The organism is Xanthomonas sp. NCPPB 1132 (genome assembly GCF_056629235.1).
Window position 1 is genome coordinate 2,794,270 of the sequence record NZ_CM152819.1, and the last position, 25,738, is coordinate 2,820,007.

25 protein-coding genes and 1 pseudogene are annotated in these 25,738 nt (G+C 69.2%); 12 read left to right on the forward strand and 14 right to left on the reverse strand.

All coding sequences use genetic code 11. The annotated features are described in order from the left end of the window. The first annotated feature begins 22 nt into the window (after positions 1 to 22). Positions 23 to 406, forward strand: a complete 384-nt coding sequence (locus AC1G9L_RS11815; protein WP_026143839.1) for a c-type cytochrome — start codon at positions 23 to 25, stop codon at positions 404 to 406. A gap of 7 nt (positions 407 to 413) precedes the next feature. Next, entirely contained in the window at positions 414 to 875 is a 462-nt protein-coding gene (locus AC1G9L_RS11820; RefSeq protein WP_019800789.1) for a c-type cytochrome, read from the forward strand. A gap of 409 nt (positions 876 to 1,284) precedes the next feature. On the opposite strand, the gene AC1G9L_RS11825 is transcribed toward AC1G9L_RS11820, so the two are convergent. Both AC1G9L_RS11825 and AC1G9L_RS11830 read right to left on the reverse strand, forming a co-directional pair. Then, complete coding sequence (locus tag AC1G9L_RS11825; RefSeq protein WP_481069151.1) at positions 1,285 to 3,000, reverse strand: transmembrane repetitive protein; 1,716 nt, start codon at positions 2,998 to 3,000, stop codon at positions 1,285 to 1,287. A gap of 13 nt (positions 3,001 to 3,013) precedes the next feature. Then, on the reverse strand, positions 3,014 to 3,610 hold the full coding sequence (locus tag AC1G9L_RS11830) for an NfuA family Fe-S biogenesis protein (RefSeq protein ID WP_019800223.1): 597 nt from the start codon (positions 3,608 to 3,610) through the stop codon (positions 3,014 to 3,016). 86 nt (positions 3,611 to 3,696) lie between these two features. Here AC1G9L_RS11830 and AC1G9L_RS11835 point away from each other — a divergent pair, with 86 nt between their 5' ends. The 4 genes from AC1G9L_RS11835 (at position 3,697) to AC1G9L_RS11850 (ending at position 7,314) form a co-directional block, all read left to right on the forward strand. Continuing rightward, a complete protein-coding gene (locus AC1G9L_RS11835) occupies positions 3,697 to 4,038 on the forward strand; it encodes a 4a-hydroxytetrahydrobiopterin dehydratase (RefSeq protein ID WP_010343877.1) in 342 nt (113 codons plus the stop codon). A gap of 5 nt (positions 4,039 to 4,043) precedes the next feature. After that, on the forward strand, positions 4,044 to 4,475 hold the full coding sequence (locus AC1G9L_RS11840) for a TonB family protein (protein WP_019800224.1): 432 nt from the start codon (positions 4,044 to 4,046) through the stop codon (positions 4,473 to 4,475). An 85-nt stretch (positions 4,476 to 4,560) separates the two neighbouring features. Continuing rightward, entirely contained in the window at positions 4,561 to 5,382 is an 822-nt protein-coding gene (gene zupT, locus AC1G9L_RS11845; RefSeq protein ID WP_019800225.1) for a zinc transporter ZupT, read from the forward strand. Between the two features lie 126 nt (positions 5,383 to 5,508). After that, entirely contained in the window at positions 5,509 to 7,314 is a 1,806-nt protein-coding gene (locus AC1G9L_RS11850) for a DUF3300 domain-containing protein (RefSeq protein ID WP_481069153.1), read from the forward strand. 50 nt (positions 7,315 to 7,364) lie between these two features. On the opposite strand, the gene AC1G9L_RS11855 is transcribed toward AC1G9L_RS11850, so the two are convergent. Next, positions 7,365 to 8,354 (reverse strand): RluA family pseudouridine synthase, encoded by a 990-nt coding sequence (locus AC1G9L_RS11855; RefSeq protein WP_043090516.1) that lies wholly within the window; start codon positions 8,352 to 8,354, stop codon positions 7,365 to 7,367. A gap of 394 nt (positions 8,355 to 8,748) precedes the next feature. Between AC1G9L_RS11855 and AC1G9L_RS11860 the strand changes: the two genes are divergently transcribed. Next, positions 8,749 to 12,306: an Rne/Rng family ribonuclease gene (locus tag AC1G9L_RS11860; RefSeq protein WP_481069155.1), complete on the forward strand. Its 3,558-nt coding sequence runs from the start codon at positions 8,749 to 8,751 to the stop codon at positions 12,304 to 12,306. Between the two features lie 551 nt (positions 12,307 to 12,857). Here the strand turns inward: AC1G9L_RS11860 and AC1G9L_RS11865 are convergent. Continuing rightward, positions 12,858 to 13,505, reverse strand: a complete 648-nt coding sequence (locus AC1G9L_RS11865; RefSeq protein WP_481069157.1) for a response regulator — start codon at positions 13,503 to 13,505, stop codon at positions 12,858 to 12,860. Between the two features lie 469 nt (positions 13,506 to 13,974). On the opposite strand from AC1G9L_RS11865, the gene AC1G9L_RS11870 reads away from it, so the two are divergent. Beyond that, entirely contained in the window at positions 13,975 to 14,595 is a 621-nt protein-coding gene (locus AC1G9L_RS11870) for a GNAT family N-acetyltransferase (protein WP_481069159.1), read from the forward strand. An 86-nt stretch (positions 14,596 to 14,681) separates the two neighbouring features. On the opposite strand, the gene AC1G9L_RS11875 is transcribed toward AC1G9L_RS11870, so the two are convergent. The 5 genes and pseudogenes from AC1G9L_RS11875 to AC1G9L_RS11895 all read right to left on the reverse strand — a co-directional run bounded on the left by AC1G9L_RS11875 (position 14,682) and on the right by AC1G9L_RS11895 (position 17,941). After that, a complete protein-coding gene (locus tag AC1G9L_RS11875) occupies positions 14,682 to 15,533 on the reverse strand; it encodes an alpha/beta fold hydrolase (protein ID WP_019802319.1) in 852 nt (283 codons plus the stop codon). After that, on the reverse strand, positions 15,530 to 15,673 hold the full coding sequence (locus tag AC1G9L_RS11880) for a hypothetical protein (RefSeq protein WP_481069161.1): 144 nt from the start codon (positions 15,671 to 15,673) through the stop codon (positions 15,530 to 15,532). Before AC1G9L_RS11880 ends, AC1G9L_RS11875 begins: the two co-directional genes overlap by 4 nt. Positions 15,674 to 15,699: 26 nt before the next feature. Continuing rightward, positions 15,700 to 15,966, reverse strand: a complete 267-nt coding sequence (locus tag AC1G9L_RS11885) for a hypothetical protein (protein ID WP_481069163.1) — start codon at positions 15,964 to 15,966, stop codon at positions 15,700 to 15,702. After that, positions 15,959 to 16,618: a DUF2239 family protein gene (locus tag AC1G9L_RS11890; RefSeq protein ID WP_481069165.1), complete on the reverse strand. Its 660-nt coding sequence runs from the start codon at positions 16,616 to 16,618 to the stop codon at positions 15,959 to 15,961. Before AC1G9L_RS11890 ends, AC1G9L_RS11885 begins: the two co-directional genes overlap by 8 nt. Positions 16,619 to 16,753: 135 nt before the next feature. Continuing rightward, a pseudogene (locus tag AC1G9L_RS11895) lies at positions 16,754 to 17,941 on the reverse strand (DUF2252 family protein). A gap of 348 nt (positions 17,942 to 18,289) precedes the next feature. On the opposite strand from AC1G9L_RS11895, the gene AC1G9L_RS11900 reads away from it, so the two are divergent. From AC1G9L_RS11900 to AC1G9L_RS11910, 3 genes are all read left to right on the forward strand, one after another. Continuing rightward, on the forward strand, positions 18,290 to 18,868 hold the full coding sequence (locus tag AC1G9L_RS11900; RefSeq protein ID WP_481069167.1) for a DUF3617 domain-containing protein: 579 nt from the start codon (positions 18,290 to 18,292) through the stop codon (positions 18,866 to 18,868). Positions 18,869 to 19,157: 289 nt separating this feature from the next. Beyond that, a complete protein-coding gene (locus tag AC1G9L_RS11905) occupies positions 19,158 to 19,487 on the forward strand; it encodes a hypothetical protein (protein ID WP_019802324.1) in 330 nt (109 codons plus the stop codon). Positions 19,488 to 19,516: 29 nt separating this feature from the next. Next, a complete protein-coding gene (locus tag AC1G9L_RS11910; RefSeq protein ID WP_481069169.1) occupies positions 19,517 to 20,287 on the forward strand; it encodes a BPL-N domain-containing protein in 771 nt (256 codons plus the stop codon). A 25-nt stretch (positions 20,288 to 20,312) separates the two neighbouring features. Here AC1G9L_RS11910 and AC1G9L_RS11915 read toward each other — a convergent pair whose 3' ends face one another. From AC1G9L_RS11915 to AC1G9L_RS11935, 5 genes are all read right to left on the reverse strand, one after another. Then, on the reverse strand, positions 20,313 to 21,617 hold the full coding sequence (locus AC1G9L_RS11915; protein ID WP_019802326.1) for a hypothetical protein: 1,305 nt from the start codon (positions 21,615 to 21,617) through the stop codon (positions 20,313 to 20,315). Further along, entirely contained in the window at positions 21,614 to 22,204 is a 591-nt protein-coding gene (locus AC1G9L_RS11920) for a hypothetical protein (RefSeq protein ID WP_481069171.1), read from the reverse strand. Before AC1G9L_RS11920 ends, AC1G9L_RS11915 begins: the two co-directional genes overlap by 4 nt. Beyond that, on the reverse strand, positions 22,191 to 22,769 hold the full coding sequence (locus AC1G9L_RS11925) for a hypothetical protein (protein WP_019802328.1): 579 nt from the start codon (positions 22,767 to 22,769) through the stop codon (positions 22,191 to 22,193). Before AC1G9L_RS11925 ends, AC1G9L_RS11920 begins: the two co-directional genes overlap by 14 nt. Beyond that, a complete protein-coding gene (locus tag AC1G9L_RS11930) occupies positions 22,766 to 23,317 on the reverse strand; it encodes a hypothetical protein (RefSeq protein WP_019802329.1) in 552 nt (183 codons plus the stop codon). Before AC1G9L_RS11930 ends, AC1G9L_RS11925 begins: the two co-directional genes overlap by 4 nt. A gap of 217 nt (positions 23,318 to 23,534) precedes the next feature. After that, a complete protein-coding gene (locus AC1G9L_RS11935; protein ID WP_481069173.1) occupies positions 23,535 to 24,215 on the reverse strand; it encodes a DUF2306 domain-containing protein in 681 nt (226 codons plus the stop codon). 147 nt (positions 24,216 to 24,362) lie between these two features. Between AC1G9L_RS11935 and AC1G9L_RS11940 the strand changes: the two genes are divergently transcribed. Next, on the forward strand, positions 24,363 to 25,283 hold the full coding sequence (locus tag AC1G9L_RS11940) for a cupin domain-containing protein (RefSeq protein ID WP_019802331.1): 921 nt from the start codon (positions 24,363 to 24,365) through the stop codon (positions 25,281 to 25,283). Positions 25,284 to 25,738: the final 455 nt, after the last annotated feature.

Consider the following 25,738-nt stretch of genomic DNA (forward strand, 5'->3'; position numbering starts at 1 on the left):
CCGTCCTCCGGACCACGAAACCATGCGCACGCAGCCGCTAGCCGCTTGTTTTGCTCTGGCCGTACTCGTTTCTGTTGGGGCCGCCCCGGCCATGGCGCAGACCGCGCCGGCGCCCGCCGCTCCCGCCGCCGCAGCCGCGGCACCCGCGCCTGTGCAGGGCAACGCGGCCAACGGCCGGGTGCTCACCTACACCTGCCAGGGCTGCCACGGCGTCACCGGCTACAAGAACGCCTACCCCAGCTACCGCATCCCAAAGATCGGCGGGCAGTCGGCGCAGTACCTTACCCAGGCACTGACCGAATACCGGCTCGGCAAGCGCAAGCACCCGACCATGCAGGCCCAGGCGGAAAGCTTCTCCGACCAGGAGATCGCCGACATCGCCGCTTTCCTGTCCACCCTCAAGTAGGCCTCCCATGCCGAACGCCGCGCACGCCTTGCGTCCCGCCCTCGTCCTGCTTGCCGCCCTGTGCCTGGGGGCCTGTTCGCAATCGCAGGTGGAATCCACCAGCAAATCCGCCGGCGACCCCGGCCACGCCAGCGGCGAGCACGGTTCCGGCTCCTCCGCCGGCCTGCCCGGCGGGCGCATCGAGGCCGGCGACAAACTGGCCCACGCCAAGGGCAAGGCCACAGGGCAGAGCTGCATCGACTGCCACGGTGCCGACGGCAACGCGCCGATCGACCCGACCTATCCCAAGCTCGGCGGCCAATACGGCGACTACCTCGCGCACGCGCTGCAGGCCTACCGCGGCGGCACGCGCACGCATCCGCTGATGAGCCCGCAGGCGGCGCAGCTCAGCGACCAGGACATCGCCGACCTGGCCGCCTACTTCGGCTCGCGCAGCAGCCAGTTGCGCGATTTGCACGGCGTGAATTGAACGCACCACGCGCTGGCAGCGACGCACACCGCATGACGTGCGTGGTCGCCTGCACCATGGTGCACTGCTGAGCAGCGGCGACGCGGCCGCACGCGGTGCGCTCCGGATGTGCGTTCGCATCACGCTCAATCTGTCGCTCCCGCGCCATCCAACGCGAGGGCCCCACGTAGGAGCGGCTTCAGCCGCGACCGGGCTTCACCGGGAACGGCCGTCGCGGCTGAAGCCGCTCCTACGAGACAGCACGTCGTGCGCGACAGATCGTTTGGAGTTGTCTTTCCCCAGCGATGAGCCCATTCATGGAAAGCCGTGCCGCTGAAGCCGCCCACTCAGTGCAGCCGCGTCGCTCGCGTGCGCTGAAAGCAGGTGATGTGCGGCGCCCTCTTCTGACACCAAGCCCGCACCCCGCCACTCAACGACTGCCGTTGTCTTCCTGCAGCTCGCGCTTGAACGGCACGTTCGGCGGCGGCCGTGCGCCGGCCGGCTGCTCGTTGAGATTGGGGTCGGTGATGCTGCAGCCGCCGCCCACCTGCAGGATCGAGATCACGCAGGAAATGCTGCTGGTGGTGCCCGGTATCGGGATCTTCACCGACTTGATGCCGCGCCGCACCCACTCTTCCAGCAGCGTCGCGTTCGGCAGCCAGTACTTGTCGAACGAGGTCGGCGTGTAGTCGTACGGCGGACGCTTGAGCCACTCGCCGGCCTTTTCGATGCGCTCGCGCGTCCAGGTGTCGGTCTCCGAGCCGGGCGCGCTGCGCGCCGGCGCCTGGTCGTTGCCGCGGCCATCGGCCAGGCGCACGCTGCCGTCGGCATTGAACAGGCCGCCGCCCTTGCTGGCGCCCGCACCGGCATCGCCTGGACGATTGCGGGCGGCCGCACCCCAGTCGTCGCCGCGCTGCGGCGTTGCCCAGCCGCCATCGCGGGCGACCGGCGCAGGACCACTACCAGGCGCTGCGGCCTGACTGCCGGGCGGTGCGGTGCCGGCCGTAGCGGCGGTCGGCTTGGCAGTCGCACTGGCCGCAGCGCCGGCTGCGGCGGCCGGCGCCGGCTGCGGGGTCGGCGCGCTCGCCGGCGTGGTGTCCGGGCTGGCGACCGGGGCAGCCGGCGGTGCCGGCGTGGGTGAGCTCGCGGTGGCGGTACTCGGCGTCGGCACTTCGATCTGACGCACCTGTGGCACCTCGGCACTGCGCAGCACTGTTGTCGGCACCGGCGTGCGTAGCTGTGGCGCCGGAACCTGCACCTGCGGCAACGGAGCCGGCACCTCGCGTTCGCGCACCTGCACCTGCGGCGCGGCCGGGCGCGGCGTCGCGATGTCGCGCGGCCGCAGCTGCGCCACGGTCGGCACGTCGGTGACCACCTCGACCTCGCGCACCGGCACGTGCACGTCGGGCGGCACCACCGCGCGCGGCGTCGGGACCGGCACACGGACGCTCGGCGGCGGCGGCAGCACGAAGTCGCGGGTCGGCGTGGGCGTCTCGGTCACCTGCAGCGGCTGTTCCGCCGGTGGTGGCGGTGCACTGGCCGTGGTCGGCGCGGGCACCGGCCGAGCCGGCTCCGCGGCAGGTGCAGGTGCAGGCGCTGCAGCGGCGGGCGACGTCGGGCGCGGCCGCGCGGACGCGGCGCGCTGCGCACGCGGCGGGGTCGGCGACGTCGCGTCCGTGGATGCGGACGCTTCGGCCGGCGCACCGCCACCGCTCTCGGCGGGCGTGCCGCGGCCGACGAATTCCACCTGCACGCGTCCGGCCTGGTGCGCATCGGTCAGCGGCGGCAGCCAACGCACGAACGCCACCCACAGCAGGAAGATGGCGAACAGCAGATGCAGCAGCAGGCTCAGCAGCACGGCGATGCGCCGCCACCAGCGCTGGTCGTACGGCGCCGGATCCCAGTGCTGCCACCACAGGCGGCGGAACGCCTGCCACAGCGGCAAGGCCGGCAGACGCGTGGTCACCAGCGGCTGCGCCGGCGGCATCGCCGCAATCAGCTCGGGGGCGGCGAACGGCCGCGGCACGGCGGGTTGCGCCGCGATCCAGTGCGCCCATGCGTATGGCAGACCGGTGCGGCGATCGCGCAGCAGCTTGCGCGGCGTGCGCGCCAACAACACATCAAGGATGTCGGTGGCGCGCGTCACCGGCAGCGGGACGTCAGGCGGCCGAATCGCGCGGAATGTAGGGAGCGCTGCCGCTGTCGTGGTCGGTGGCGTCGCGCACCGCGGTCACCCCGGGCACGCGGCCCATCAACGTCTTCTCGATGCCCTGCTTCAGGGTCACATCGGCCATGCCGCAACCGTGGCAGCCGCCGCCGAAGCGCAGCAGCACCACGCCATCGGCGGACACTTCCTGCACCGCCACGCGGCCGCCGTGCTGGGCCAGTTGCGGATTGACCTCGTTTTCCACGACCCAGCGCACCCGCTCCACCAGCGAGGCCGCCTCGCCCGGCGCTTCGCCCTTGATCTTGGGCGCCTTGATGGTGAGCTGCTGGCCGGTGCCCTGGGTGACGTAGTCGATTTCGGCGCCGTCGAGCCAGGCGACACTGTCGGCCGCCACGTACAGAGTGAAGCCGGCGCAGTCGATCGCCCATTCGTCGCCGGCCAGGTCCGCCGGCTCGGCGAACTCCAGCCGCGCATCCGCGCGCGGGGTGCCGGCATCGACCGCGCTCAGGCGCACGCCCATGCCGGGCACGGCCTCGCGTTCGAGCAGCTTGCGGAAATGGGCCTGTGCGTTGTCTGAGATCTGGATCATGCGGGTATTCTAGACCCTTCCACGCCCTGCGCTCATCGCGGGCAGTATGTTGACTGGCCCTGTCCGTTCCACCGCAGAGACCCTCCATGAACGACCTGATCCCCCTCGCCCAGGCCCATTGCTCGCCCTGCAAGGGCAGCGAGTACAAACTGACCCAGGCGCGCGTCGCCGAACTGCTGCCGCAGGTGCCCGGCTGGGAAGTCGTGGAGAACGGCACTGCGATCAGCCGCACCTTCCGCTTCCCCGACTATTACCGCACCCTGGCCTTCGTCAACGCGCTGGCCTGGATCGCGCACCGCGAGGACCACCACCCCGACCTGGGCGTGCACTACGACCGCGTGGTGGTGCGCTACTCCACCCACGACGTCGGCGGCCTCAGCGAGAACGACTTCATCTGCGCCGCCAAGGCGTCCGCCCTTCCGGAATGATCCCGATGACCGCCACCGCCCGCCGTCTGCTCCCCCTGGCCTGCCTGAGCACCGTGCTGCTCAGCGCCTGCGGCCAATCCCAGCAATCCCAGACACATACCGTGGCCCAGCCGCCGACCGAGGTCGCCGCGGTGAAGACGCCGCCACCGGACTACCCGATCGACGTGGCCTGCGCCGGGCTCGGCGGCACGGTGGTGCTGAAGGTGGTGGTCGGCGTGCAGGGCAAGCCCACCGAGGTGGACGTGGTCACCGGCAGCGGCCAGGCCAAGCTGGACGCCTCGGCACAGGAGGCCGTGCGCGGCTGGACGTTCAAGCCGGCCACCCGCAACGGCCAGGCAGTACCGTGGACCATCCAGGTGCCGGTCAACTTCAATCCGCCGCAGCCGCGCCCGGACCGTTGCTTCGCGCTGGACGGGCAGGCGCACAAGGCCGGCTGAACCACGGGCGCGCGCCGCGCGCCTTCACGCGACACCTGCAGCGCGCCGGGTCTGATCGACGCCTCTTCTTCGGAACCGCCGGCGCATGCTGGACATCCCCTTGCACAACGTCCTGGTCGCGCTCGCCGTGACTCTCGGCGCCGGCCTGGCCACCGGCCTGGGCAGTGTGCTGGTGCTGTTCAGCAGGGGACCCAATCCGCGCCTGCTCGCCTTCGGCCTGGCCTTCTCCGCCGGCGCAATGGTGTATGTGTCGCTGACCGAGATCCTCGGCAAGTCGATCGCCGCCTTCAGCGCGGCCTTCGATCCGCGCCTGGGCCAGGCCTACGCCACCCTGGCGTTCCTGGCCGGCATGGTGCTGATCGTGGCGATCGACCGGCTGGTGCCCAATCCGCACGAAAGCCTCAACAGCCGCGATCCGTTGTTCCGCGACGACAACCGCGCCTACGTCAAGCGCGTCGGCCTGCTCACCGCGGTGGCGATCACCGCGCACAACTTCCCCGAGGGCCTGGCCACCTTCTTCGCCACGCTGGAGAGCCCGGCGGTGGGCATGCCGCTGGCCTTCGCCATCGCCGTGCACAATATCCCCGAAGGCATCGCCATCGCGGTGCCGGTGCACTACGCCACCGGGCGCAAGTCCTATGCCTTCGCCGCCAGCCTGCTGTCCGGCCTGGCCGAGCCGATCGGCGCGCTGATCGGCTACGTCGCGCTGGCGCGCGTCCTGTCCGAGGCGGTGTTCGGCGCGGTGTTCGGGCTGATCGCCGGGGTGATGGTGTTCCTGGCCCTGGACGAATTGCTGCCGGCGGCCAAGCGCTACGCGCAGGGGCACGAGACGGTGTACGGCCTGGTCGCAGGCATGGCCACGCTGGCGCTCAGCCTGGTGCTGTTCCGCCTGTCCGCGCCGGTCTGATGGCAGCGGCCGACGCCGGCTGAACGCGCGTTCGCTGACCCGCGCGATAGCGCCGCGCAGAAAGGTCGCAGACACCCAAGGCGGCGCATGCTGCGGCCACCTTCGCCCCGCTCGATGAGGTGTCGCATGGATCTCCGCCCGTTTCCTCCGGCCAGGCTGGCCCTGTTCACCGCCCTGAGCGTGGTGGCGCTTGGCGCCTGTCAACGACAGGATGCGCCCGCCCCCGCGGCCCAGGCCGATGCGCCGGCCCCCGCCGCAGCGCCGGCACCTGCGCCCTACGTCGCGCCCACCGCCGATCAGCTGTATCAACTGGTCGCGCCGATCGCGCTGTTCCCGGACAAGCTGCTGGCGCAGACCCTGGCCGCTTCGGTGTATCCGGACCAGGTGATGTCCGCGCAGGACTGGCTGCGCAACAACCGCACCCTGTCCGCCACCGACCGCCTGCAGGCGGCCGCGGCGCAGCCCTGGGATCCCAGCGTCAAGGCGCTGACCGCCTTCCCCGATGTGGTCGACCAGTTGGCCGGCAACGGCGACTGGACCCGCGCGCTGGGCGACGCCTACGCCCACGATCCCAACCAGGTGCTCGACGCGGTGCAGGTGATGCGCCAACGCGCGCAGGCGCAGGGCCACCTGCGCAGCACCCCGCAGCAGCGCGTGCAGGTGGTGCAGCGCACCGTGGTGGAGCCGGCCCCGGCCTATGCCGACGCGGTGCCGCCGCCGACCCGCACCATCGTGATCGAACCGGCGCAGCCGGACGTGGTCTACGTGCCCCGCTACGATCCCGACGTGGTCTACGGCGCACCGGTCAACGTCTATCGCGAGTACCGTTACCGCCCGCCGCGCCCCTACTACGACACCGGCGACCTGGTCACCGCCGGCATCATTTCGTTCGGCGTCGGCGTACTGGTCGGCGACGCGCTCGAACACCACCACCACAGCGTGTTCGGCTGGCTGGAACCGGCGCCGCCGTGGCACAGCTGGGGCTGGAACAACTGGGGGGTGAACTGGAACGCGCCGCCGTCGGCGCCGAACTACGTGGTCTACCGCAACAGCGTGTACGCGCCGCGCACCACCATCATCAACAACCACTACGACAAACGCAGCTACGTGCACAACGACTACCGCGGTGCGCCGCCGCCGGCCGCGCCGATGGGCGGTCCGGGCGGGCAGCAGGCCTTCGCTGGCGCGCGTGCGCCGGGGGCCGCGATGGCCGCCGCGGCGATGGCGGCACGTGCGCCGGCAGCGGCGTTCGGACCGGCGCGCGCGCAGCCGCCGGCGATGCCGCAGACCATGCCGCATTTCACCAACCAGATGCTGCAGGCCGGCCGCCCGGTGGCGGCGATGCCACCGCCGGTGCAGCGCCTGCCGGCGCCGGGTACGCCAGCGGCCATGGCCGCCGCGCGTGACCAGCGGCTGCTGCCCGGTTTCGCCCAGCGTGTCGCGGCACCGCAACGCAGCGTGGCGATGGCCCAGCCGAACGCGTCTCGCGCGGCTCCGGCGATGCCGGTCCCGCAGTTCCATGGCCGCCCGGTACCGCAGGCGCTGACGCCTACGCCGACGCCGCGCTTCGCCGAACCGCCGCGGCGCGGCGACCCCGCCATGCAGCCGACCGGCTTCGCCCGCGACAACCCGGCCCGCGAGATGGCGCGTGCGCAGCCACCGCGAGAGGCGATGCCGGCCGAAGCCCCGCGCGCCCAGGCCTGGCATGCGCCGGCGCCCCAGCGTGAGGCGCGCGCGCAGGAGATGCCGCGCGAGACGATGCGCGCACCGATGCCGGAACCGCGCCAGGAGCAGCGCCAGGAACAGCGCGTGGCCCGGTTCTCCCCGCCGCCGCGCATGCCCGAGCCGCGGCCGGCCGAGTCGCGTCCGGCACAACGGCCGGCGCCCGCGCACCACGACGGGCGCCACGATCACGACCATCACGAAAGCTGAGCGCAATGCGGGGGCGGCAGCGATGCCGCTCCCGCTCCGCCACGCCGGGCTCAGCCGAGGCGGTTCAGCGCCTCGGCCAGTTCGTCGGCCAGCGGTGCGTTCAATAGATAAGGTGTCTTGCCGTCGTCCAGGCTGAACTCCAGCGAGGCGGCATGCAGGAACAGGCGCTTGAGCCCGATCTGCTCCCGCAGGCGCTTGTTGACCGCCGGATCGCCGTACTTGTCGTCGCCGGCGACCGGATGCCCGAGGTGCTGGGCATGCACGCGGATCTGATGGGTGCGGCCGGTCTCGATCCGCACCTCGCAATAGGAATGCCCGCCACGCCGCTCCAGCACCCGGAAGTGGCTCAGCGACGGCTTGCCGGCCGCGTTCACCTGCACGTGGCGCTCGCCGCCCTGGCGCAGGCCGATGTGCAGCGGCGCGTCCACGCTCATGGTGCCGTCGGGCATGCGCCCGACCAGCAGGGTCAGATAGCGCTTGCTGATGCCGCGACCCTGGACCCGGTCGTCCTCACGCATCAGCGCCTGCAGTTCGGTCAGCGCCGAACGCTTCTTGGCCACGATCAGCAGCCCGGAGGTGTCGCGGTCGAGTCGGTGCACCAGCTCCAGCGACTGATTGGGACGCAGCGCACGCAGCGTCTCGATGGCGCCGAAACTGATCCCGCTGCCGCCATGGCTGGCAACGCCCGACGGCTTGTTCAGCGCCAGCAGCCGCGCGTCCTCGTAGACGATCGCCGCCTCCAGCCTGGCCATGAACGCATCCGGCGGCGCGCTCTTCTCGCCCTCCTCGGTCAGCCGCACCGGCGGGATGCGCACCTCGTCGCCGGCTTCGAGCTTGCGCTCGGCCTTGGTGCGGCCGCCATTGACCCGCACCTGCCCGCTGCGCATCAGCTTGTAGATCAGGCTGCGCGGCGCGCCCTTGAGCTGGCCGAGCAGGAAATTGTCTACGCGCTGTCCGGCCCTGTCTTCCGGGACCTTGAGAATGCGCACCGCGCTGGTCGCGACATCGCGCGGCTTCGGAGGGATCGGGGGGGAAGTCATCAGGCAGTTTATTCTGTTACACTCGGGGGGCGAGATAAGGGTTTGATTTCGTTGGAAGTTAGTTGAGGGCCAGAAGCCCGGCTTACGACGATTCCGGCACAGTGCGCGACCACCGCCCCCGGGGCGGCCATGTTAGCGGCTCACCGGCCTACCCGGCCATCGCCGGATGCCGCAAGCGTCCGCGCTGAACATGCCCCGTGCGGCGCCCAGCCTGGCTGGAGTCGCCGCCGGTCCTGAACCACCTAAAAGCAAAAAGCGCTCCCGCGGCTCGCCGTGGTGTCGTAGCGCTGGAAACCCAAGACGCCCACCCCGCGCCTGCGCGATGGGCGACGAAGCGTGACCAGAAGCGAAACCCCATGGCGTTCCGCGCGGTAGCAGCGCGAGGAACGCAACAATGAAGCGAATGCTGATCAACGCCACGCAGGCAGAAGAACTGCGTGTGGCCATCGTGGACGGCCAGACCCTGTACGACATCGACATCGAGCAGCCGTCCAAGGAACAGAAGAAGTCCAACATCTACAAGGGCCGCATCACCCGGCTCGAGCCCTCGCTGGAAGCGGCCTTCGTCGAATACGGCGGCGAGCGCCACGGCTTCCTGCCGCTGAAGGAAATCTCCCGCGATTACTTCCAGGCCGGCGTCGACCACAACAAGGCGACAATCCGCGAACTGCTGCGCGAGGGCCAGGAAGTCGTAGTGCAGGTGGACAAGGAGGAGCGCGGCAACAAGGGCGCGGCCCTGACCACGTTCATCTCCCTGGCCGGCCGCTACATGGTGCTGATGCCGAACTCGCCCAGCGCCGGCGGCGTCTCGCGCCGCATCGAGGGCGAAGACCGCGCCGCGCTGAAGGAAGCGCTGGACAAGCTGAACATCCCCGACGACATGGGCGTGATCATCCGCACCGCCGGCGTCGGCCGCGATGCCGAAGAGCTGCAGTGGGACCTGGACTACCTGCTGCAGGTGTGGAAGTCGATCGCCGAGGCCGCTCTTGCCAAGCCGGCGCCGTTCCTGATCTACCAGGAATCGCGGCTGATCATCCGCGCCCTGCGCGACTACCTGCGCGCCGACATCGGCGAGATCCTGGTCGATACCGCCGAGATGTACGGCGACGCCAAGGAGTTCATGCAGCAGGTGATGCCGCAGAGCCTGCGCAAGCTCAAGCACTACACCGACGACATCCCGCTGTTCAACCGCTTCCAGATCGAGTCGCAGATCGAGGCCGCCTACGAGCGCAGCGTGCGCCTGCCCTCCGGCGGCTCGATCGTGGTCGACCAGACCGAGGCGCTGACCGCGGTGGACGTCAACTCCTCGCGCGCCACCAAGGGCAGCGACATCGAGGACACCGCGTTCCAGACCAACCTGGAGGCGGCCGAAGAGGTCGCGCGCCAGCTGCGCCTGCGCGACCTCGGCGGCCTGGTGGTGATCGACTTCATCGACATGGCCTCCAACAAGCACCAGCGCGAGGTCGAAAACCGCCTGCAGAACGCGCTCAAGTACGACCGCGCGCGGGTGCAGATCGGCCGCATCTCGCGCTTCGGCCTGCTGGAGATGAGCCGCCAGCGCCTGCGTCCGTCGCTGGGCGAGTCCAGCCAGATCGTCTGCCCGCGCTGCGACGGCCACGGCCGCATGCGCAGCGTCGAGTCGCTGTCGCTGTCGATCATCCGCGTCGCCGAAGAGCACGCGATGAAGGAGAACACCGGGCAGGTGCTGGTGCAGGCCCCGGTGGAGATCGCCAACTACCTGCTCAACGAGAAGCGCCGCGCGCTCAGCGAGATCGAGAAGCGCCACGACGCGCCGATCGTGATCGTCGCCGACGAGCAGTTGCACACCCCGCACTACGAAGTGACCCGCCTGCGCGAGAACGAGCTGGGCGAGGAAAGCACCAAGCCCAGCTACCAGCGCGGCACCCCGCGCAAGCTGCCGGTGCATGCGCTGACCAAGGCGCAGTTGAACATCCCGGCGCCTGCGGTAACCAATGTGAAGCACTCGCAGCCGGCCCCGGTGCGCGAAGTGGTCGAGGAACCGGTGGCCGCACCGGCTCCGACGCCGGTGGTTGCGCCGGCCCCGGTCGCGCCGCCGGCCACCGGTGTGGTCGGCTGGCTGAAGCGCATCTTCGGCGCCGGCGACAGCCCGGCCCCCGCCCCGGCCGCGGCCGAGCCGGCTCAGCGACAGCGCCCGCAGGACGGCAACCGCAACCGCAACGACCGTGGCGATCGCAACGACCGTAACGCCCGCCGCGACGGCAACCGCAACGGCGGCCAGGGCGGCAATGCCGCCCGCGGCAACGGCAACAACGGTGGCGGCAACGCCCGCCGCGACGAGCGCCGCGCCGGCAACGGTGGCGCCGCGCCCGCCGGGCAGCAGAACCAGCAGCCCAAGGCGCCGCGCAACGAGCAGGCCGCGCAGCAGGCCAAGCCGCAGCAGCAGCCGCAAACGCCGAAGCCGCCGAAGCAGCAGCAGCAGCCGCAGAACCCGCCGCGCCAGCCGAAGCCGCAGCAGGAGCCGGCGCAGGCCGCCGTGCAGGGCGACAAGCCGCAGCGTCAGCCGCGCGCCGACGAGGCCGTCGCCAAGCAGCAGGCCGCGCCGGTCGCGACCGCTCCGGTGACGCCGGCGCAGGACGCCACCACCCTGGCCGCCGCGGCGATCGCCGGTGGCGCGATCGCCGCGACCCAGGAGCCGGCAGCGGCCGTCGAGGCCGCCACCCCGGCACCGGTGCAACCGGCACCGGCCGCCGCAGCAGACAGTATCGATGCGCGCGAAAGCGCCGCGGAAACCGCACAGGCCGTGCCCGCTGGCGAAGGCGCCGAGGGTGAGGACGGTACGGGCGACGCCGGCGGCCGCCGCCGTCGTGGCCGTCGCGGTGGCCGCCGCCGCCGCCGTGGCAATGGCGAAGCCGGCGCTGCCGGCGATGCCAGCGGGCTGGACGATGCCGACCTGGATGCCGGCGACAGCGACAGCGATGGCGAAAGCGCGCAGGCGCCGAGCCGCAGCCAGCCGGAGTTCGACTTCGACGACGACGCAGCCTCCGACGCGCCGGCGCCCAAGCCGCAGTCGCCCGCGCAGGAAAAGCGCGAGCCGCAGGAAAAGCGTGAGCCGCGTCGTGAGCGTCCGGCTGCTGTCAGTGCACCGGCACCGACCGATGACGCAGCAGCCCAGCCCCCCGCGCCGATCACCGCCGACCCCGTGCCTGCGCCGGCCACCGCACCGATGCAGCCGGCCGCTGCCGATGCCGTGATCGCATCGCCTGCGCCGACCGCGCCGACTGCACCGACCGCTGCAGCGCAGGGCGTCAACGCTGCCGCCGTGGCCCACGCCGATACCGTGGTGGCTGCAGCACCGGCTCCGGTCGCCGCGACCACGCCGGTTGCGCAGGAAACGGTCGCCGCCGAGCGCGCGGCAGCACCGTCAGAGCCTGCAACCCCGGTCGTCGCGCCGGCCGCGCCGCAGCAGCCGCAGGCGGTCACCGCGTCCGTCGAGCAGCCGACCGCCACCGCCGTGAAGGCGCCGGTTGTGGAACCGGAGGCCGCGGATGCCACGGCGACGGTCGAGGATCCGGCGAGCGTGACTGCACCGGCGACGGCTACCGTCGCGCCGAGCGCGGCGCCGACGACCGCGCCCGCCGTTTCCGCGGAACCGCGTGCCGAGGAAACCGCGCCGGTCAAGCCGGCCTACGCGCCGGTGCAGACCACCCTGCTCGACGCCTTCGCCGAGGCACCGGCGCAGGTCCCGCAGAGTGGCGAAGCAGCGGCCGCAACGCCGACCGAGCCTGCATCTGCCCCGGCGAGCGACAGCAACGCCGCGGTCGCCACGCCGGCCGCGCCGACGCAGGCGCAGGTCGCGGCTGCAGACGAGGCGAACAAGAAGGAACGTGCCGCCGCGGCTGCGCAGTCCGCAACGCATGCGCCGCATGCCGCGGACAAGGCGAACGGCGACGAGCACAAGGATCGCGGCTGATCCAAGCGCGTTCCGTTGCAGCAGGAAAAAGCGGCCTTCGGGCCGCTTTTTTCATGGGCGCTGCGAAGCGCGCGCAATGCGGTATTTCAAGGCGATCGCCCGCATGCGCGAGACTTCAACGCCTCCTGCTCGCGCTGCCATCCCGTAGGAGCGGCTTCAGCCGCGAGGCCTCACCGGTAACGCCTCGTCGCGGCTGAAGCCGCTCCTACGAGAGCAAATGGTCGCGCACGTGATGCATGGAAGGCGGCGACTGGCGTTGTCCTGAAGATGCCCCAACACCTGCACGCCCATGTCGTTGCAGGCTTGCTGCAGCAGTGCCTGACGCATGCGCGAAGAGCGCCTGCAGCCTCCTACACCGCGCTTGCGCCAAGTGATGCAGCGGCGGCACCCAGCCATCGCGACCGCGGCACTTGCGAAGGCACGGGACCTCGGCGAAGCCGACGAACGCTTGGTCTCAGTCGATCTACCACGAACAAGTCCCCTCGTTCGTGCAAGCAAAACGCAAGAGCGGCCCGAAGGCCGCTCCCATGCAGTCCGACCAGTCCCGGCGATTACAGCGGGTGCGCCGGATCCAGCAATCCGTATTGCGTGGCCAGGCGCGCCAGGGCGATGTTGTCCTGGATCCCGACCTTCTCAAACAGTCGCGCCTTGTGCGTGTTCACGGTCTTGGCGCTGAGGCTCAGGCGCTTGGCGATGTCTTCCTGGCGCAGGCCGCGGGTCAGCAGCAGGGCCACTTCCAGTTCGCGCGGCGACAGCGCGTCGAACGGCGAGCCGCCGCCTTCCAGATTGGCCAGCGCCAGGTTCTGCGCGATGTTGGCGCCGAGGTATCGCTTGCCCATCGCCACGTCGCGCACCGCGCGCAGCAACTCCTGTGCATCGCCGGCCTTGCCGACGTAGCCGGAGGCGCCGGCTTCCAGCAGGCGCTTGGGCAGCGGGCCGTCTTCCAGTACCGACACGATGATGACCTTGGTGCCGTGGTTGCCCTTGACGATACGCTCGGTGACTTCCAGCCCGCTGACGCCTGGCATGTGCAGATCGCACAGAACGATGTCCGGCTTCAGCTGGCGGATCTGTGGGAGCGCATTTTCGCCGCTGTCAGCCTCGCCGACGATCTCGATATCCGTTTGATTCGACAGGATCAGCTTCATGCCCGTCCGGACAAGAGCGTGATCATCGACCAGAAAAACCCTGATGGCCATCTCGTATAACCCCAACGCAGCGGATACCGCACCATCCAGAGTATCTGCGTGAATTATTCAGGGCAAGACGAATTCGTAGACAAACGATGACGCTTCACGGGGTGCTCATTCGCACCTCGCGAAACGTCATGATGGCGTCATCAAAACCCTGCCGAGCTTACTCAAGGCTCGGCACGCAGGGTCGAGTGACCTGCCTGCGCTTTCCTCGGAAGGCGCGCGACGGTCCCTGCGTCAGGCCGAGGCCAGTATGCGGGCGCGATGGGAAAAGCGTTATCAGGACAATCCTGATCTCACGTCAGAATTATCTGACCCTCGCCCTTCCCGCTCCCGGACACTCCCCACCGCGGATTCCCGGACAGAGCCGGCGAAATTTTCCGACAACCGGCTTGGGAAATGGCCGACGCGCGCCATCGCACTTTGGTACGACCACGACGCGCTTGGCCGCCTGCGGCACACTGCCCGGATGAACATGATCCGCCCCTATGTCACCCAGGACCACGCCGCCTGCCTGGCGCTGTTCGACAGCAACGTCCCGCAGTTCTTTGACCGCAGCGAACGCGCCGCCTTCGAGCGCTTCCTCGAACACGACGTGGGCACCTGGCACTACCTGGTCATCGTCCGCGCGTGCGCGGTCGTGGCCTGCGGCGGCCACGCGCTGCGCTCCGACGGCCGCGTCGCCAGCTTCGGCTGGGGCATGGTCGACCGCCGCCTGCACCGCCAGGGCCTGGGCCGCGCCTTGACCGAGGCGCGGCTCGACGCCTGCCGGCGCAGCGCCGGCGTGGCGCGGATCGAACTGGACACCAGCCAGCACACCCGGGCGTTCTACGCGCGCTTCGGCTTCGGCGTCGAACGCGTGATGGCCAACGGCTATGGCCCGGGGCTGGACCGTTGGGACATGGCGCTGGACCTGGATCGCCTGCTGACTCGCCACGGCCACCGGCATGCGCCAAGCTGCAGTGCGCTCGGCCATGGCGGCCCTTGGCCAGGACGAAAGCAGCAACATGCCCCGCTGCAGGCAAGGCCTGCGACCAGGACGAAAAAGCACACGCAGGCGGCGCACTGCGCTCGGCGCATCCGATCGATGCACTGATCGCCGCCCCCCCACGCACACGCACTCAGCCGCGCGCCACCGCGCAGATCGCCTCGATCAGCATGCGCTCGCAGCCGCGCGGCAGATCATGGCCCATGCCCGGCACGGGCAGATACCTGGCGCTGGGAATCGCGTGCGCCGTGTCCTCGCCACAGGCCGACAGGATCAAGGGATCGTCGCTGCCGTGAACGACCAACGTGGGCGCGGCGATGGTGGCCAAGCGCGCGCGCCGATCGCCGGCCGTGGCGACAGCCGCCATCTGCCGTGCCGCCCGTGCCACGGCAACGCGCCAGCTCCTGCAGCAGCAGCTTGCGATGGGCCTGAGCATCGAACGGATACCCGCTGCCCGCGAGCCGGCGCGCGAACGCCAGACGCGCTCCCAGATAGCCGTCCAGATCGTGCGCGGGATCGGGTTCAGGCGCCGACATCAGCGCCATGACCTCCGGCGTCGCCTGTGGCAGCGCGGGGTTTCCCGTGCTCGACATGATCGAGGTGAGCGACAGCACCCGCTGCGGATAATCGCTTGCCAGTATCTGCGCGATCATGCCGCCCATCGAGCGTCCGACGATGTGCGCACGCGCCACGCCCAGCCCATCGAGCAGTCCGATCGCATCGCTGGCCATTGCGGCGAGCGTATACGGCGTCTCGGGCTGTCGCCCGGCCCGCAGTGCGGCGGCGAGTTCGGCGAAATCCGGCACTGCGCACGTGCTGAAGTGAGTGGAGGCACCGGCATCGCGGTTGTCGAAGCGGATGACGCGATAGCCCCTGGCTGCCAGCCCCGTGCAGAAGGAGCTGGTCCAACGAATCATCTGCGTCCCCAATCCGGAGATCAGCAGCACCGCCTCGGCATCGGCATCGCCCACGCTGTCCCAGGCGATGTCGAGGCCTTCGACGCGTACGCGTTGTACGGCGCCGATCGCTCCAGCATCGCCGATCATCCGACAGAACACTCGGACAGTGGCAACAGGCGCGCGTCCTGCAGCGCCGCAGTGCGATGCCCAAGACCTGCGAGATACGCGGGATGGCTGGCGAAGCCGACGAACGCTGCCGGACTCGCTTGCCGGATCAGCATCGCCATGTCCCAGCGCTCGTCGTTGGGGCCGATCAGGAACGGACCGCCGCGACCGAGGAACAGCAGGTCGCCCCGCTCGCGCGCAGATGCGGCAACGTATGCCGGATGTAGCGATCGAACGCCTGCGCGCCGCTGATGGGCACGGCGGGTGCCAGTTGCGGATGCTGCGCGTAATCGGCAACCTCGCGAAATCGCAGCAGGTTGAGCATCACCAGCGACGCAGTCATGCCGCGCTGCAGGAAGCTGCGACCGGCGTCCTGGGTCGGTTCGAGATAATGCGTGCGGCCCGGGTCATGCATGCGGGGCTCCAGATATGGGGGGCGAAGACGCGCCAGCGGGGGCGTCGAAGGCGAGGTGCAGCGCATATGCGCGGACATCCGCAGGCCAACCGGCGATGCGGTGTTCCAATGCGGCGCGATCGTCCGCAAAGAGTGCGCGCAGCGCCTCTTCGTAACCGGGCAAATCGCCGGCCAGCGCCTGCATGAAACGATATGCGCGCTCCTGCGCAGCGCGGCGCTGCTGGCGTGGCTGCGTCGCCTTGCGGGCCTCGTCCACCAGCCGACGCAGCACGGCCGAGGCACCACCGGGCTGCGACGCCAGCCATTCCCATTGCCGCGGCAACAAGGTCACCTCGCGCGCGACGACCCCCAGCTTGGGGCGTCCGCGGCTTCTGCCGTGTCCCCCCGCGTCCGGCACGACGGCGGCGACGGCGCCAGAGCCGTCGCGTTCGGTGGCGGACGCCGGCGGTCGCGACCACCGTGCCAGAACCTCCGCATCGCTGCCCCGCACATCGAGATCGACGATGCCGCCGCTGGCGTCGTCGAAGATCAGCAGCGTCTCGCCCGCCAGTACCGCGCGCTTTGCAGCCAATGCGACCTCGCCCAGCGGCCCGGCCATCCACATGCGGTGGCCGGCGAAGGCGGTACAGGGCATTTGCAGGGGATCGGGCATGGCAGACACGCTGAAAACGTTCGGCAATTTATACCCGGGTAAAATTTATCCGTCAACGACGTCCGCAGATCGCTTCGCTGGGTCGACACGCGCTGTCGAACGCGGCCCCGCTCCTTCGCCGCACCGCATTCGTCCTCATGCGGCGAGCGCATAGCGACGGCAGTGCTCCAGATAGCCGGCTTCGTGGTGGCCGGCGAGCGCGACCACGCTCTCCCAGAGCCACGACGGTGCGTCGATGGCCTTGCGCCGATCGGCGTTCAGCAGTTCTAGCCACCCGGCGCGCGTCCGCGGCTTCATCTGTCGCGCATGCGCCTTGCCGACGACGAAGGCGAGATAGCGCGCGGAGCGCACCGCCTCGGCATGATTGAACTGGTCGACTTCGAGTTTCAGATCGCGCGGCGAGAGTTCGCGAATGAACAGCGAGCGGCCCAGCATGTGCACCGGCATCATCCTGCTGCCCAGGTAGGGCGACAGCGCCCGCGCCGCGGCGGTGACGCGCTCCGCGTTGTCCGCCGGCATCCGCACGTCGGGCGCCGCCGGCGCGATCGGCGCAACCGCCTCCTTCAGATCGACCAGCGCATAGGACCAGTGGCCCTTACCGGTCTTCAGCGCGACGATCGCCGCGTAGCGCAACAGGCCCAGCGAACTGCAGCCCTTCATCCATTACGCCGCATCGACAAGACGCACTTCGCGATCCTTGGGTTTCCCCTTCAGCGACAGCACCATCTGCGCCACCTTCGGATCGGCGAACAGCCGCTCCAGCGCCTCGCGTTCCTCCGGCGCCAAGGTCCAGAACTTCTCGCCCAGCGGGATGCGCGGCTCCACCGCCTGCAGGCGTTCCTTGGCCAGATGCCGCCAGCGCCGGCCGAACGCCTCGCGGCGGATGCTGCGCACGGTCTCGGGTTCGGCGCCCGGATGCTCGCGGGTCGGGTCGGCGATCGCCGCGCCGTAGCCGTCGATCATCGCTTCCATCATCCGCGCCGTGGTGACGCCGGGCAGGTCCGAGCCGCGCGCCGCGGTGGCCAGCGACAGACCCAGGCGGATGAGATCGTGCGCGGGGTTGCCGATCACGCCCTGGTCGAGGTCGCGGATCTGGATTTCCACGCGCCCCTCACCGTCGGCGACCGGGCCCAGATTGCCGAGGTGGCAATCGCCGCAGATCCAGATCGCCGGCCCCATCGGCACGCGTCGCGCCGCTGGCGACGCTGCCAGCCATTCGTAGAACCTGGCGGTATTGCCGCGCACGTAGGCGTGGGCGGAGCGGGCCATCTTCATGGTGCGCTTGTCTTCGAGAATCGCGGGGCGTTCGGCGAGGCTTGGCATGTCGGGGAGAACCGAAGCAATGGGCGTGGGGGTCACGCGCGGCGGCGCAGACGCTAGCAGAGCCGAGCGGAATGGTCCGTGCACGGCGGCCGCGGCGGCAACGCACTCCGTGTCTCAGGATCACGCGCGTTCGACGCGCATGCAATCGCGCGGCGATGTCGCGCGACTTCGCAAGGTTTCTCTGTTCTGTCGCAGCCGCTGGGCGAGCCTGCAGCGATCGGTTCGTCCGCTTCCCCGGTGCCGCTGCGGCGCCAGGCACGGGTCGGCTGCGAGCGCCCGGCGTCGACGTGATCTTAATCACGCCCCCGGCTATGCTCCGCGCACCTCACATAACTTAGGGAGAAGTTCATGCGTCTGACCGTGCCGGCAACGCTTGCCGTGTGTGTGCTGCTCGCCGCCTGCAGCAAGGGCGGCGACAAGAACGGCGGCAACGTCGCCATGTCCAACGCCTCGGTCGCCGACGTGGCCAAGGTGCAAGCGGCCAAGCTGCAGCCAGGCCAGTGGGAGATGCGGATCGAACAGGTGAGCAGCGAGACCAGCGGCGGGTCCGGCAACATGCCGCAGATGCCGAAGATGCCGCCGAGCACCGCCAAGGTGTGCCTCACCGCCGAGCAGATCAACGATCCCGCCAGCCTCTTCGGCAGTGCCTCGCCGATGCAGAAAAACTGCGTGTACGACACCTTCAGCATGAAGGACGGCAAGATCGACGCGAAGATGCATTGCACGATGGGCGACATCAAGGTCGCCGGCACCAGCACCGGCACCTTCAGCGCCACCGAGATTGCGTCCGAATCGCACTCCACGATCACCGGCCTGCCGGGCGGTATGTCGATGAAGACGCATATGAAGATGGACGGCAAGCGCCTGGGCGAGTGCCAGCCGGGCGACATCAAGGCCGGCGATACCAAGGCGCCGGCTGCCGGCTGAGTATGCTTGTGCCTGAAGGCGGCGCCCGGCGCCGCTTTCCAGGAAGTCCCTGTGCTTGTTCAACACGCCGCGATGGTGACCCGTCGCGGCGTTTTTCATGGGCGTGTCCACGCGCTTGCAGATGCTCGCCCCCACTGACCACGCGCGGCCGCGCAGCGAAGGCAATGGACTGTTCATGCCTGGTTGCAGGCGAATCGATTGATGTAGGTCGCCCACGCCAGTCTCCACTCCACAGCACTGCCGCCCTTTGCGGGCGCACCTTGCCGAACCACAACCAACAGGAGACACCATGCGCAACGCCCTTCTGGCCACGCTGATCGCGCTCACGGGTGCCCCCGCCATGGCGAGCGCACGCACACCGGCGCCGGATTGTCACGCGGTGATGCTGGCCGCAGTGCAGGACGACATGCACAACACCTGGAACAAGGGCCAGACCGTGCCGGTGGACATCGCGCGCGAGACGCCGTCGGGCGGTGCGTTCTGCACGCATGGCGGCAGTTGCCTGCCGCGCAAGGTTGCCGGCCACGAGGCGGTGCGCCTCGCCGATTGCAAGATCGGGCCGTCGATCGGCGACGGAGACTCCCGATTGATTGCATTGCCGCGTGCGCACAAGCGCTGAATCTCCGACGTGCACCAGGAGCGCCAACCATGAAACTTCGATTGCGACTGGCAGCGCTGTGTTGCCTCGCGTTCGCCTGCGTGTCCGCGGCGAACGCACAACCCCCGATCCGGGTCGCGGTCTATCGCGGCGCTGCAGGCTGCGACGACTGCTCCGAAACCGCCAAGGACGCGATCGAGGCGCTGAGTCCGCAGTACCAAGTCGACATCATCGGCCCGAAGGAGGCGCAGGACGTCACGCCTGCCACCCTGCGCAGCTACGCGGTGTATGTGCAACCGGGCGGCGGGCAGGACATTCCGGCCGCGCTGCAGGCGATGGGCGAGCGCCGCATCGCCGCCATCCGCGACTTCGTCGCGCAGGGCGGCGGCTATCTGGGTCTGTGCATGGGCGCGTATCTCGCCGACGACACCAACATGGGCCTGATCGGCGACGATCTCGATGGCGAGGTCGGGCGGCCCGGCTTCCCCGTCACCACCATCGATGAGGACGCCGTCGCGGTTCGCTGGAATGGGCGCCCCGACAGCGTGTTCTTCCAGGACGGCCCCTACTTCCCGCAGAGCACCCAGGGCGGCTTCCGCGCGCTCGCCACCTACGCCAATGGCGACGTGGCCGCGGCCCGCTATAGTTTCGGCCGCGGCACCGTCGTCCTCAGCGGTCCGCATCCCGAGGCGGACCGGAGCTGGTTCGAAGAGACCGAGATCCCGCTGGACAGGATGCCCAGGACGCCGGTGCTGCGGGCGCTGTTCGACGAGTTCGCCACGCGGTCGTCGCCGCCGTTATCTGTCCCTGCCGACCGCTAGAGGCAGAAGCCCAAGACAGGCCGGACTACTTCAACGCCCGCCAACTGCGCCCGGCACGGAACGCGCGCTCCAGCGTCGCCGCGAGCAGGCAGATCTTCAGCGTCTGCAGCAGGATGCCGTCACCCGGGTCGCTGGGCGTGCCCAGCACCACCGACAGCTGATTGGCGATCGCCTGCCACACCACCTGCGGGTGCGGGCCGATCAGCCGGGTCAGGCCCATCCAGGCCCAGGCCGAGGCCCAGTCCAGGGCGCGATACAGCACGATCAGCGTCACCAGCGCCGCCAGTCCGGTCGCGCCGGCCAGTTGCACGCTGTTGGCCGCGGCGCGATAGCGCGAGACGGTGCCGGCCCAGAAATGGCCGATGAAGTCGCGCAACCAGGTCGGCAGTTTCCGCCACAGCCCCAGCGTGCCGTCGACCTTGCTCGACCACTTGGCGGGCGCATTCCATTCGGTATTGTGGACGTCGTAGCGGTAGATCAGCGCGGCCAAGGCCAGCCATACCACCGGCAACAACGCGGAAAAGAAGATCACCACCAGCGTGTCCGCCACGCCCGGTGGTGCCTGCTCCACCGCGTCGGGCAATGCGGCGTGGGCGACGCCGATCGGATGGCTGATGCCCTGCCACAGTTGCTGGCCGAGATCGGCGATGCGCAGATGCGCCAGCCAGCGGAACACCCCGCCCTTCCATTCGGTGAGCACGTACATGCCGACGAAGGTCCAGCCCGCCTCGCACAGCACGATCAGCACGTTCCAGGCCGGATGCGCGCTGCGCTGCTTCTGTTTTTTCGCCGCGCGCCGGATCAGCCACAGCAGCGCCACCGACGCCGCCAGCCACCAGCCGCCCGACACCTCGAACAGCGACCCGCGGTAGGTCGGATCGAACGGATTGAACTGCCCCAAGCCCTCGCGGCCGTAGGCGCGAATGGTCTCACCGAGGAAACCCCAGGCGGCGTAGTAGGCGAAGAACGGCACCAGCGCCTGCGACACGATGGTAGACAGGCGGCGCAAGCGCGCCCTACCCTCGTCCTCTGCTGCCGACGCGTCGGCCTGCTCGGCCAATGCCGCGCTGGCGATCCCCGGCAAGGCCGGGCGCAACGTTTCGAACAGCAGAACGAAGATCACCAGCTTGACCAGCACCACCAGGGTCAGCGACAGCAAGCCGGCGAGCCGGTTCTGATAGCCGATCCACACCGCGGCTTGCAGCAGCAGTTCGTTGAGCAGTACACCGGCCAGCGCCACGGCGAGCAATTGCGGCAAGTAGCGAAACCACAGCCGCAGCGTGTCGCCGATCAACCCCAGCGGCCCGCCACGCAGCGCCATCTCGGTCATGGCGTTGCTCCTCTCGCGAAGCGCAGGTAACGCGGACGGCCGCCGCGCGTGCTCACGGTAAGTTGCAGCTGCGCGGCCACCGCACGCGGCACCAGGTAGTAGCCGTCGATCGCCAAGGGCACGCCCGGCTTGGCCGCGGACACGGCCAGCCCATCGCAGGCCACGCCGGGTGGTTCGCCCGGCTTGGCCAGGGCGCGCTGCAACAGGTCCGGCACGGTGTCGATCGCAGCCCACGACCGGTCAGTGCCATCGACCAGCTTGAGTGTGCAATCGCTCCATTGCGCGCCGGCGGCGCCAGGCACCAGCGACAGGCGCGTGCGCACGAAGGTGCGATCGGCGGGCAGACCTGGCTCGAACGGCAGCACGTCGACCGATACCAGTCGGACGGCGGCACCGTCGTACTCCCTGGTCTGCGTCATCGCCACCTCGACCGGTCGCCATTCGCGCGCGTGCAGCAGTTCCCGAGCGTCGCGCCAGCCGGTCGCGGCGATCGTGCACGGCAACAGCACCAGCAGCGCCGCCAGGGCGAGCCAGCGCATGCGCCGGTCGGAAACGGCCGGGGGCACGTCGCGGTCAGAGGCGTGCATGCAGCGCATCCAGATCGAGCACATCGGTGACCGCCGTTGCGGGCGGGAGCAGCGGGTAGCGCACCTGAGCCTCGGCCGTCAGCTGCGGGTCGCGGTCTTCCGACAGCAGCAGCGTGCCGCCGGCCCTGGCGAGCGCGGACGGCAGTTCGAACACCAACACGTCCTTGCGCTCCAGCCCAGGCTGCAGCGTCTTGATCGACGACAGCACCGCGTCGCCCATCTCCGCGCGACCACTGGCGCGGTAGCGGCGGCCGTCGGGCGTTGCCCAGACCCGGCCATGCACGCGTGCGGTCGCGCGCGCGACCTTCGATCGTACCGGCACCACCAGCCACAGGCCGCCACTGTCGCGCTGCTGCACCGCGCCCGCCGCCTTGAAGTGGATGGTGCGCGCGAGCTGAGGTGTGCCGGCGTCGACGGCCAGATTGTCGGTCTGCACCCAGCCGCCCGGCGCGCCGGACACTGCGATCGGGCCGGTGATGCGCTCGTAGCGCGGCATCGTCCAACGCATCCCGGCAAGCAGCACGAAGCCGAGCAGCAGGATCGCGATGGCGGAGAGCCGCTTCACGGCGCACCTGCTCGCGATGCGCCAAGCGGCAACTCCACGACCCCGACCGGATGCGGATCGGTCCATATCGGCTGCGCGTAGAGATTGTCGAAGGCCTTGAAGGTCCTGGCTGTGATGTCGAAGCGCAGGCGGCCAGCCACCTGTTCCGTCGCCGGATAGGTCCAGACGAGCGCGATCTGTTCCGGCAGGCCCGGTTGCAGTTCGGTGGTCGCCGCACGATCGCGCAAGAGGTAAGCAGTCGGCCGCGCATCGGCCCCGCGCGGCGGCGTCTTCAACGCAACCGCCTGCACCAGCGAGCCGCTGGTCTGCGTGGTGCGATTGGTGGCCTGCAGATACAGCACGATCGCCTTGCGACCGTCGCGCGACATGGTGTCGCCATTCGGTAGCCGGTCACTGGTCTCGACGTGATCGAAGCGCAGCGACCACTCGCCTGCGGCCACGTCCTTCCCAGACTGCAGCACGGGCGGCACCGGCACCTCCTTGGCCTCGAACAAGCCGATGCCCCACCCCACTACGATCGCGGCAATGCCACCGATCCCGGCCAGCATCCGTGTCCGCCACTGTCCTAGAGACGCTTTGCTCGCCAAACCGGGTGACCCTTTTGGAAGCTCGGCCGGACGGTAGCACCGGGTTGCGAAGACGTGCAACCCGCAACTGAATGAAGAGAAACAGCATCCCGTCCGCACTGGAGATCCTACTTCCAGACCTACTCGCAAATGCTCAAGCGAGACAAGGCGCTTATCGCGGATCCCGCGGCGCGGATGCCTAGTCTGAGCGCTTGAAATCGGGGCTAACGTCATCTCGCCCGAGGGCCGATGGGTGCGTTTTCATCAGCCACTCGGCTACCAGAAGATTCGGCAGCCAGCATAACCAGGCAATTGCCCGATAGGCCACGACAAATTCGATGCCCAAGACAAACGTCGAGAAAGGCAGGTAAAGACGCAGCGTCACCGCAGACAGGGTCAAGGCGAACGAGCGGATCATCCAGCGCCGATGCTCAGCCAGCCGACCTGTCAGGACCTTGCGTAGGGCGATGGCCGTTGTCGCCATCCACGCGATTCCGAGCGCGCCGAACCCCGCACCAGCGACAGGCCCGGTGGATATCCCGGCCGCAAGAAACAGGGCGGAGAGGCCTCCGGCCACGCAACCGGCGACATACACGCGTCCGGTCGCCCGATGCCACGCCGGGTGACGCAGACGAAGCCGGCGAACGAACTGCAAGGGCCCACAGAGCAGCGCCGTCGCGGCGCTGGTCGCGTGCACGATCAACCATGGATGCACATGCCGGTTGGCTGCGACCCCAGGTGGCACCGGACCTCGGTCGAACAGATAGCGATAGGACACCAGGGCGACCATGCCGCTCAACACAGCGAGCACGCCCCATGCATAGCCCGACCGTCTGGATTTCGCTGTCGTGCTTGCCTGCGACCGATACGTCGAATGCATCATGCTGCTCCCTGGAGTGACAAATGCGGCCATGGGCCGGACTTCAAGCCGCGGCATGTCAGCCACGTCCTTCAAGTGCAACACTATCGGTGCCGGGCAGCCGAGCCCATGTTCGATCGTCGAAACCTCTGTCGCTATCGTCCAGACATGACCGACCCGCTTTCCGACATCCTCACTCTCGTTCAGCTCGACTCGTATGGATTTCGCGGGTTGGACGCTGGGAGCGACTGGGGACTGCGTTTCCCAGCAGCCGACGGCATCCGATGCTTTGCTATCGATTCGGGGGAATGCAGGATCGTGCTGCAGGACGCTGGCCCTCCTATCGCTCTGGAACCGGGTGATGTGATCCTTGTGCAAGGAGGAGCCGCCATGCAGCTATATGCAGGCGCCCCCGGGACGTGGCAGGACGCCATCTCGTTCCTGACACAGGTGCCGCCTGGCCACGTCGCTGAACTCAACGGCGGCGGAGTGTGTCAAGGCATCGGGGGATTCTTTTCGTTGCGCGGCCAATATGCCGCGGCCATCCTTGCAGCCGTACCGCCGGTGGTCCACATTCGGTCCCAAGACCACAAGGCGGCGCTTCAAGCCAGCGTACGGCGCCTCATCGTCGAACTGCGCGAACCTCGGCCAGGCAGCGATCTGCTCGCTGGACACCTTGCGCAGGCGCTGTTGATCGAGGCCTTGCGCGCACATCTGGAGACAGGCCAGCAGCAAATGGGATGGCTGGCCGCGCTAGGCGTGCCCTCGCTCCATCGTGCCCTGACGGCCATGCACGCGAACGTCAGCCATCGGTGGACGGTCGCAGAATTGGCCGCCGCCGCACGGATGTCGCGCTCCAGCTTCGCCGCCCATTTCGAGCGCGTCACCGGCGAGACACCGATGGATTATCTGACCCGGTGGCGCATGGCCCTGGCGTCTCATCGTCTGCTGACGTCGACGCTGTCGGTCGGTGCGATCGGCATGTCTGTCGGTTATTCGTCTGAAAGCGCGTTCGCGGTTGCATTCAAGCGCAACTTCGATGCATCGCCCAGCCAGCATCGCGCGCAATCGGTGGCGGCCAAGTTCTGACGCTGTGGGTGTCTTTAGGACGCAAACACTGGGGAGGTCCCACCGCCCTAGATCAACGCAGGCGTCCCGCCCCTAGGCTCCGCACACGCCATCACGCCTCGAACGCCAGTGTGGCAGAGAGCTTGGAAGGCGAATTGGGCTCTGGGAGGAAGTCGTGTTCAGCAGAGGGAATAGGTACGAGTTAGGAACTTCGGAATCCGACTTCGTCACGGCAGATAGGCTCGCTGAGGAGCTTGGCGTTCTGTTGGCCTATCTGGTGGCTGACAATGACACAATGGCTCAGATAATTCTGAGCGCAGCCTCCCTATCACCATCCGAGCAGCGAAAACTAGCGTCAGAGCTGTCTGCCGACGCCGTGCGCAGTCCCACTAGACCTAAACGCGAGTGACCAGTGGCCCATCGACGTCCCCCCAGTTTTGAGTAGCACGGCGATTTGGAGTCCAATCCCCAACGAG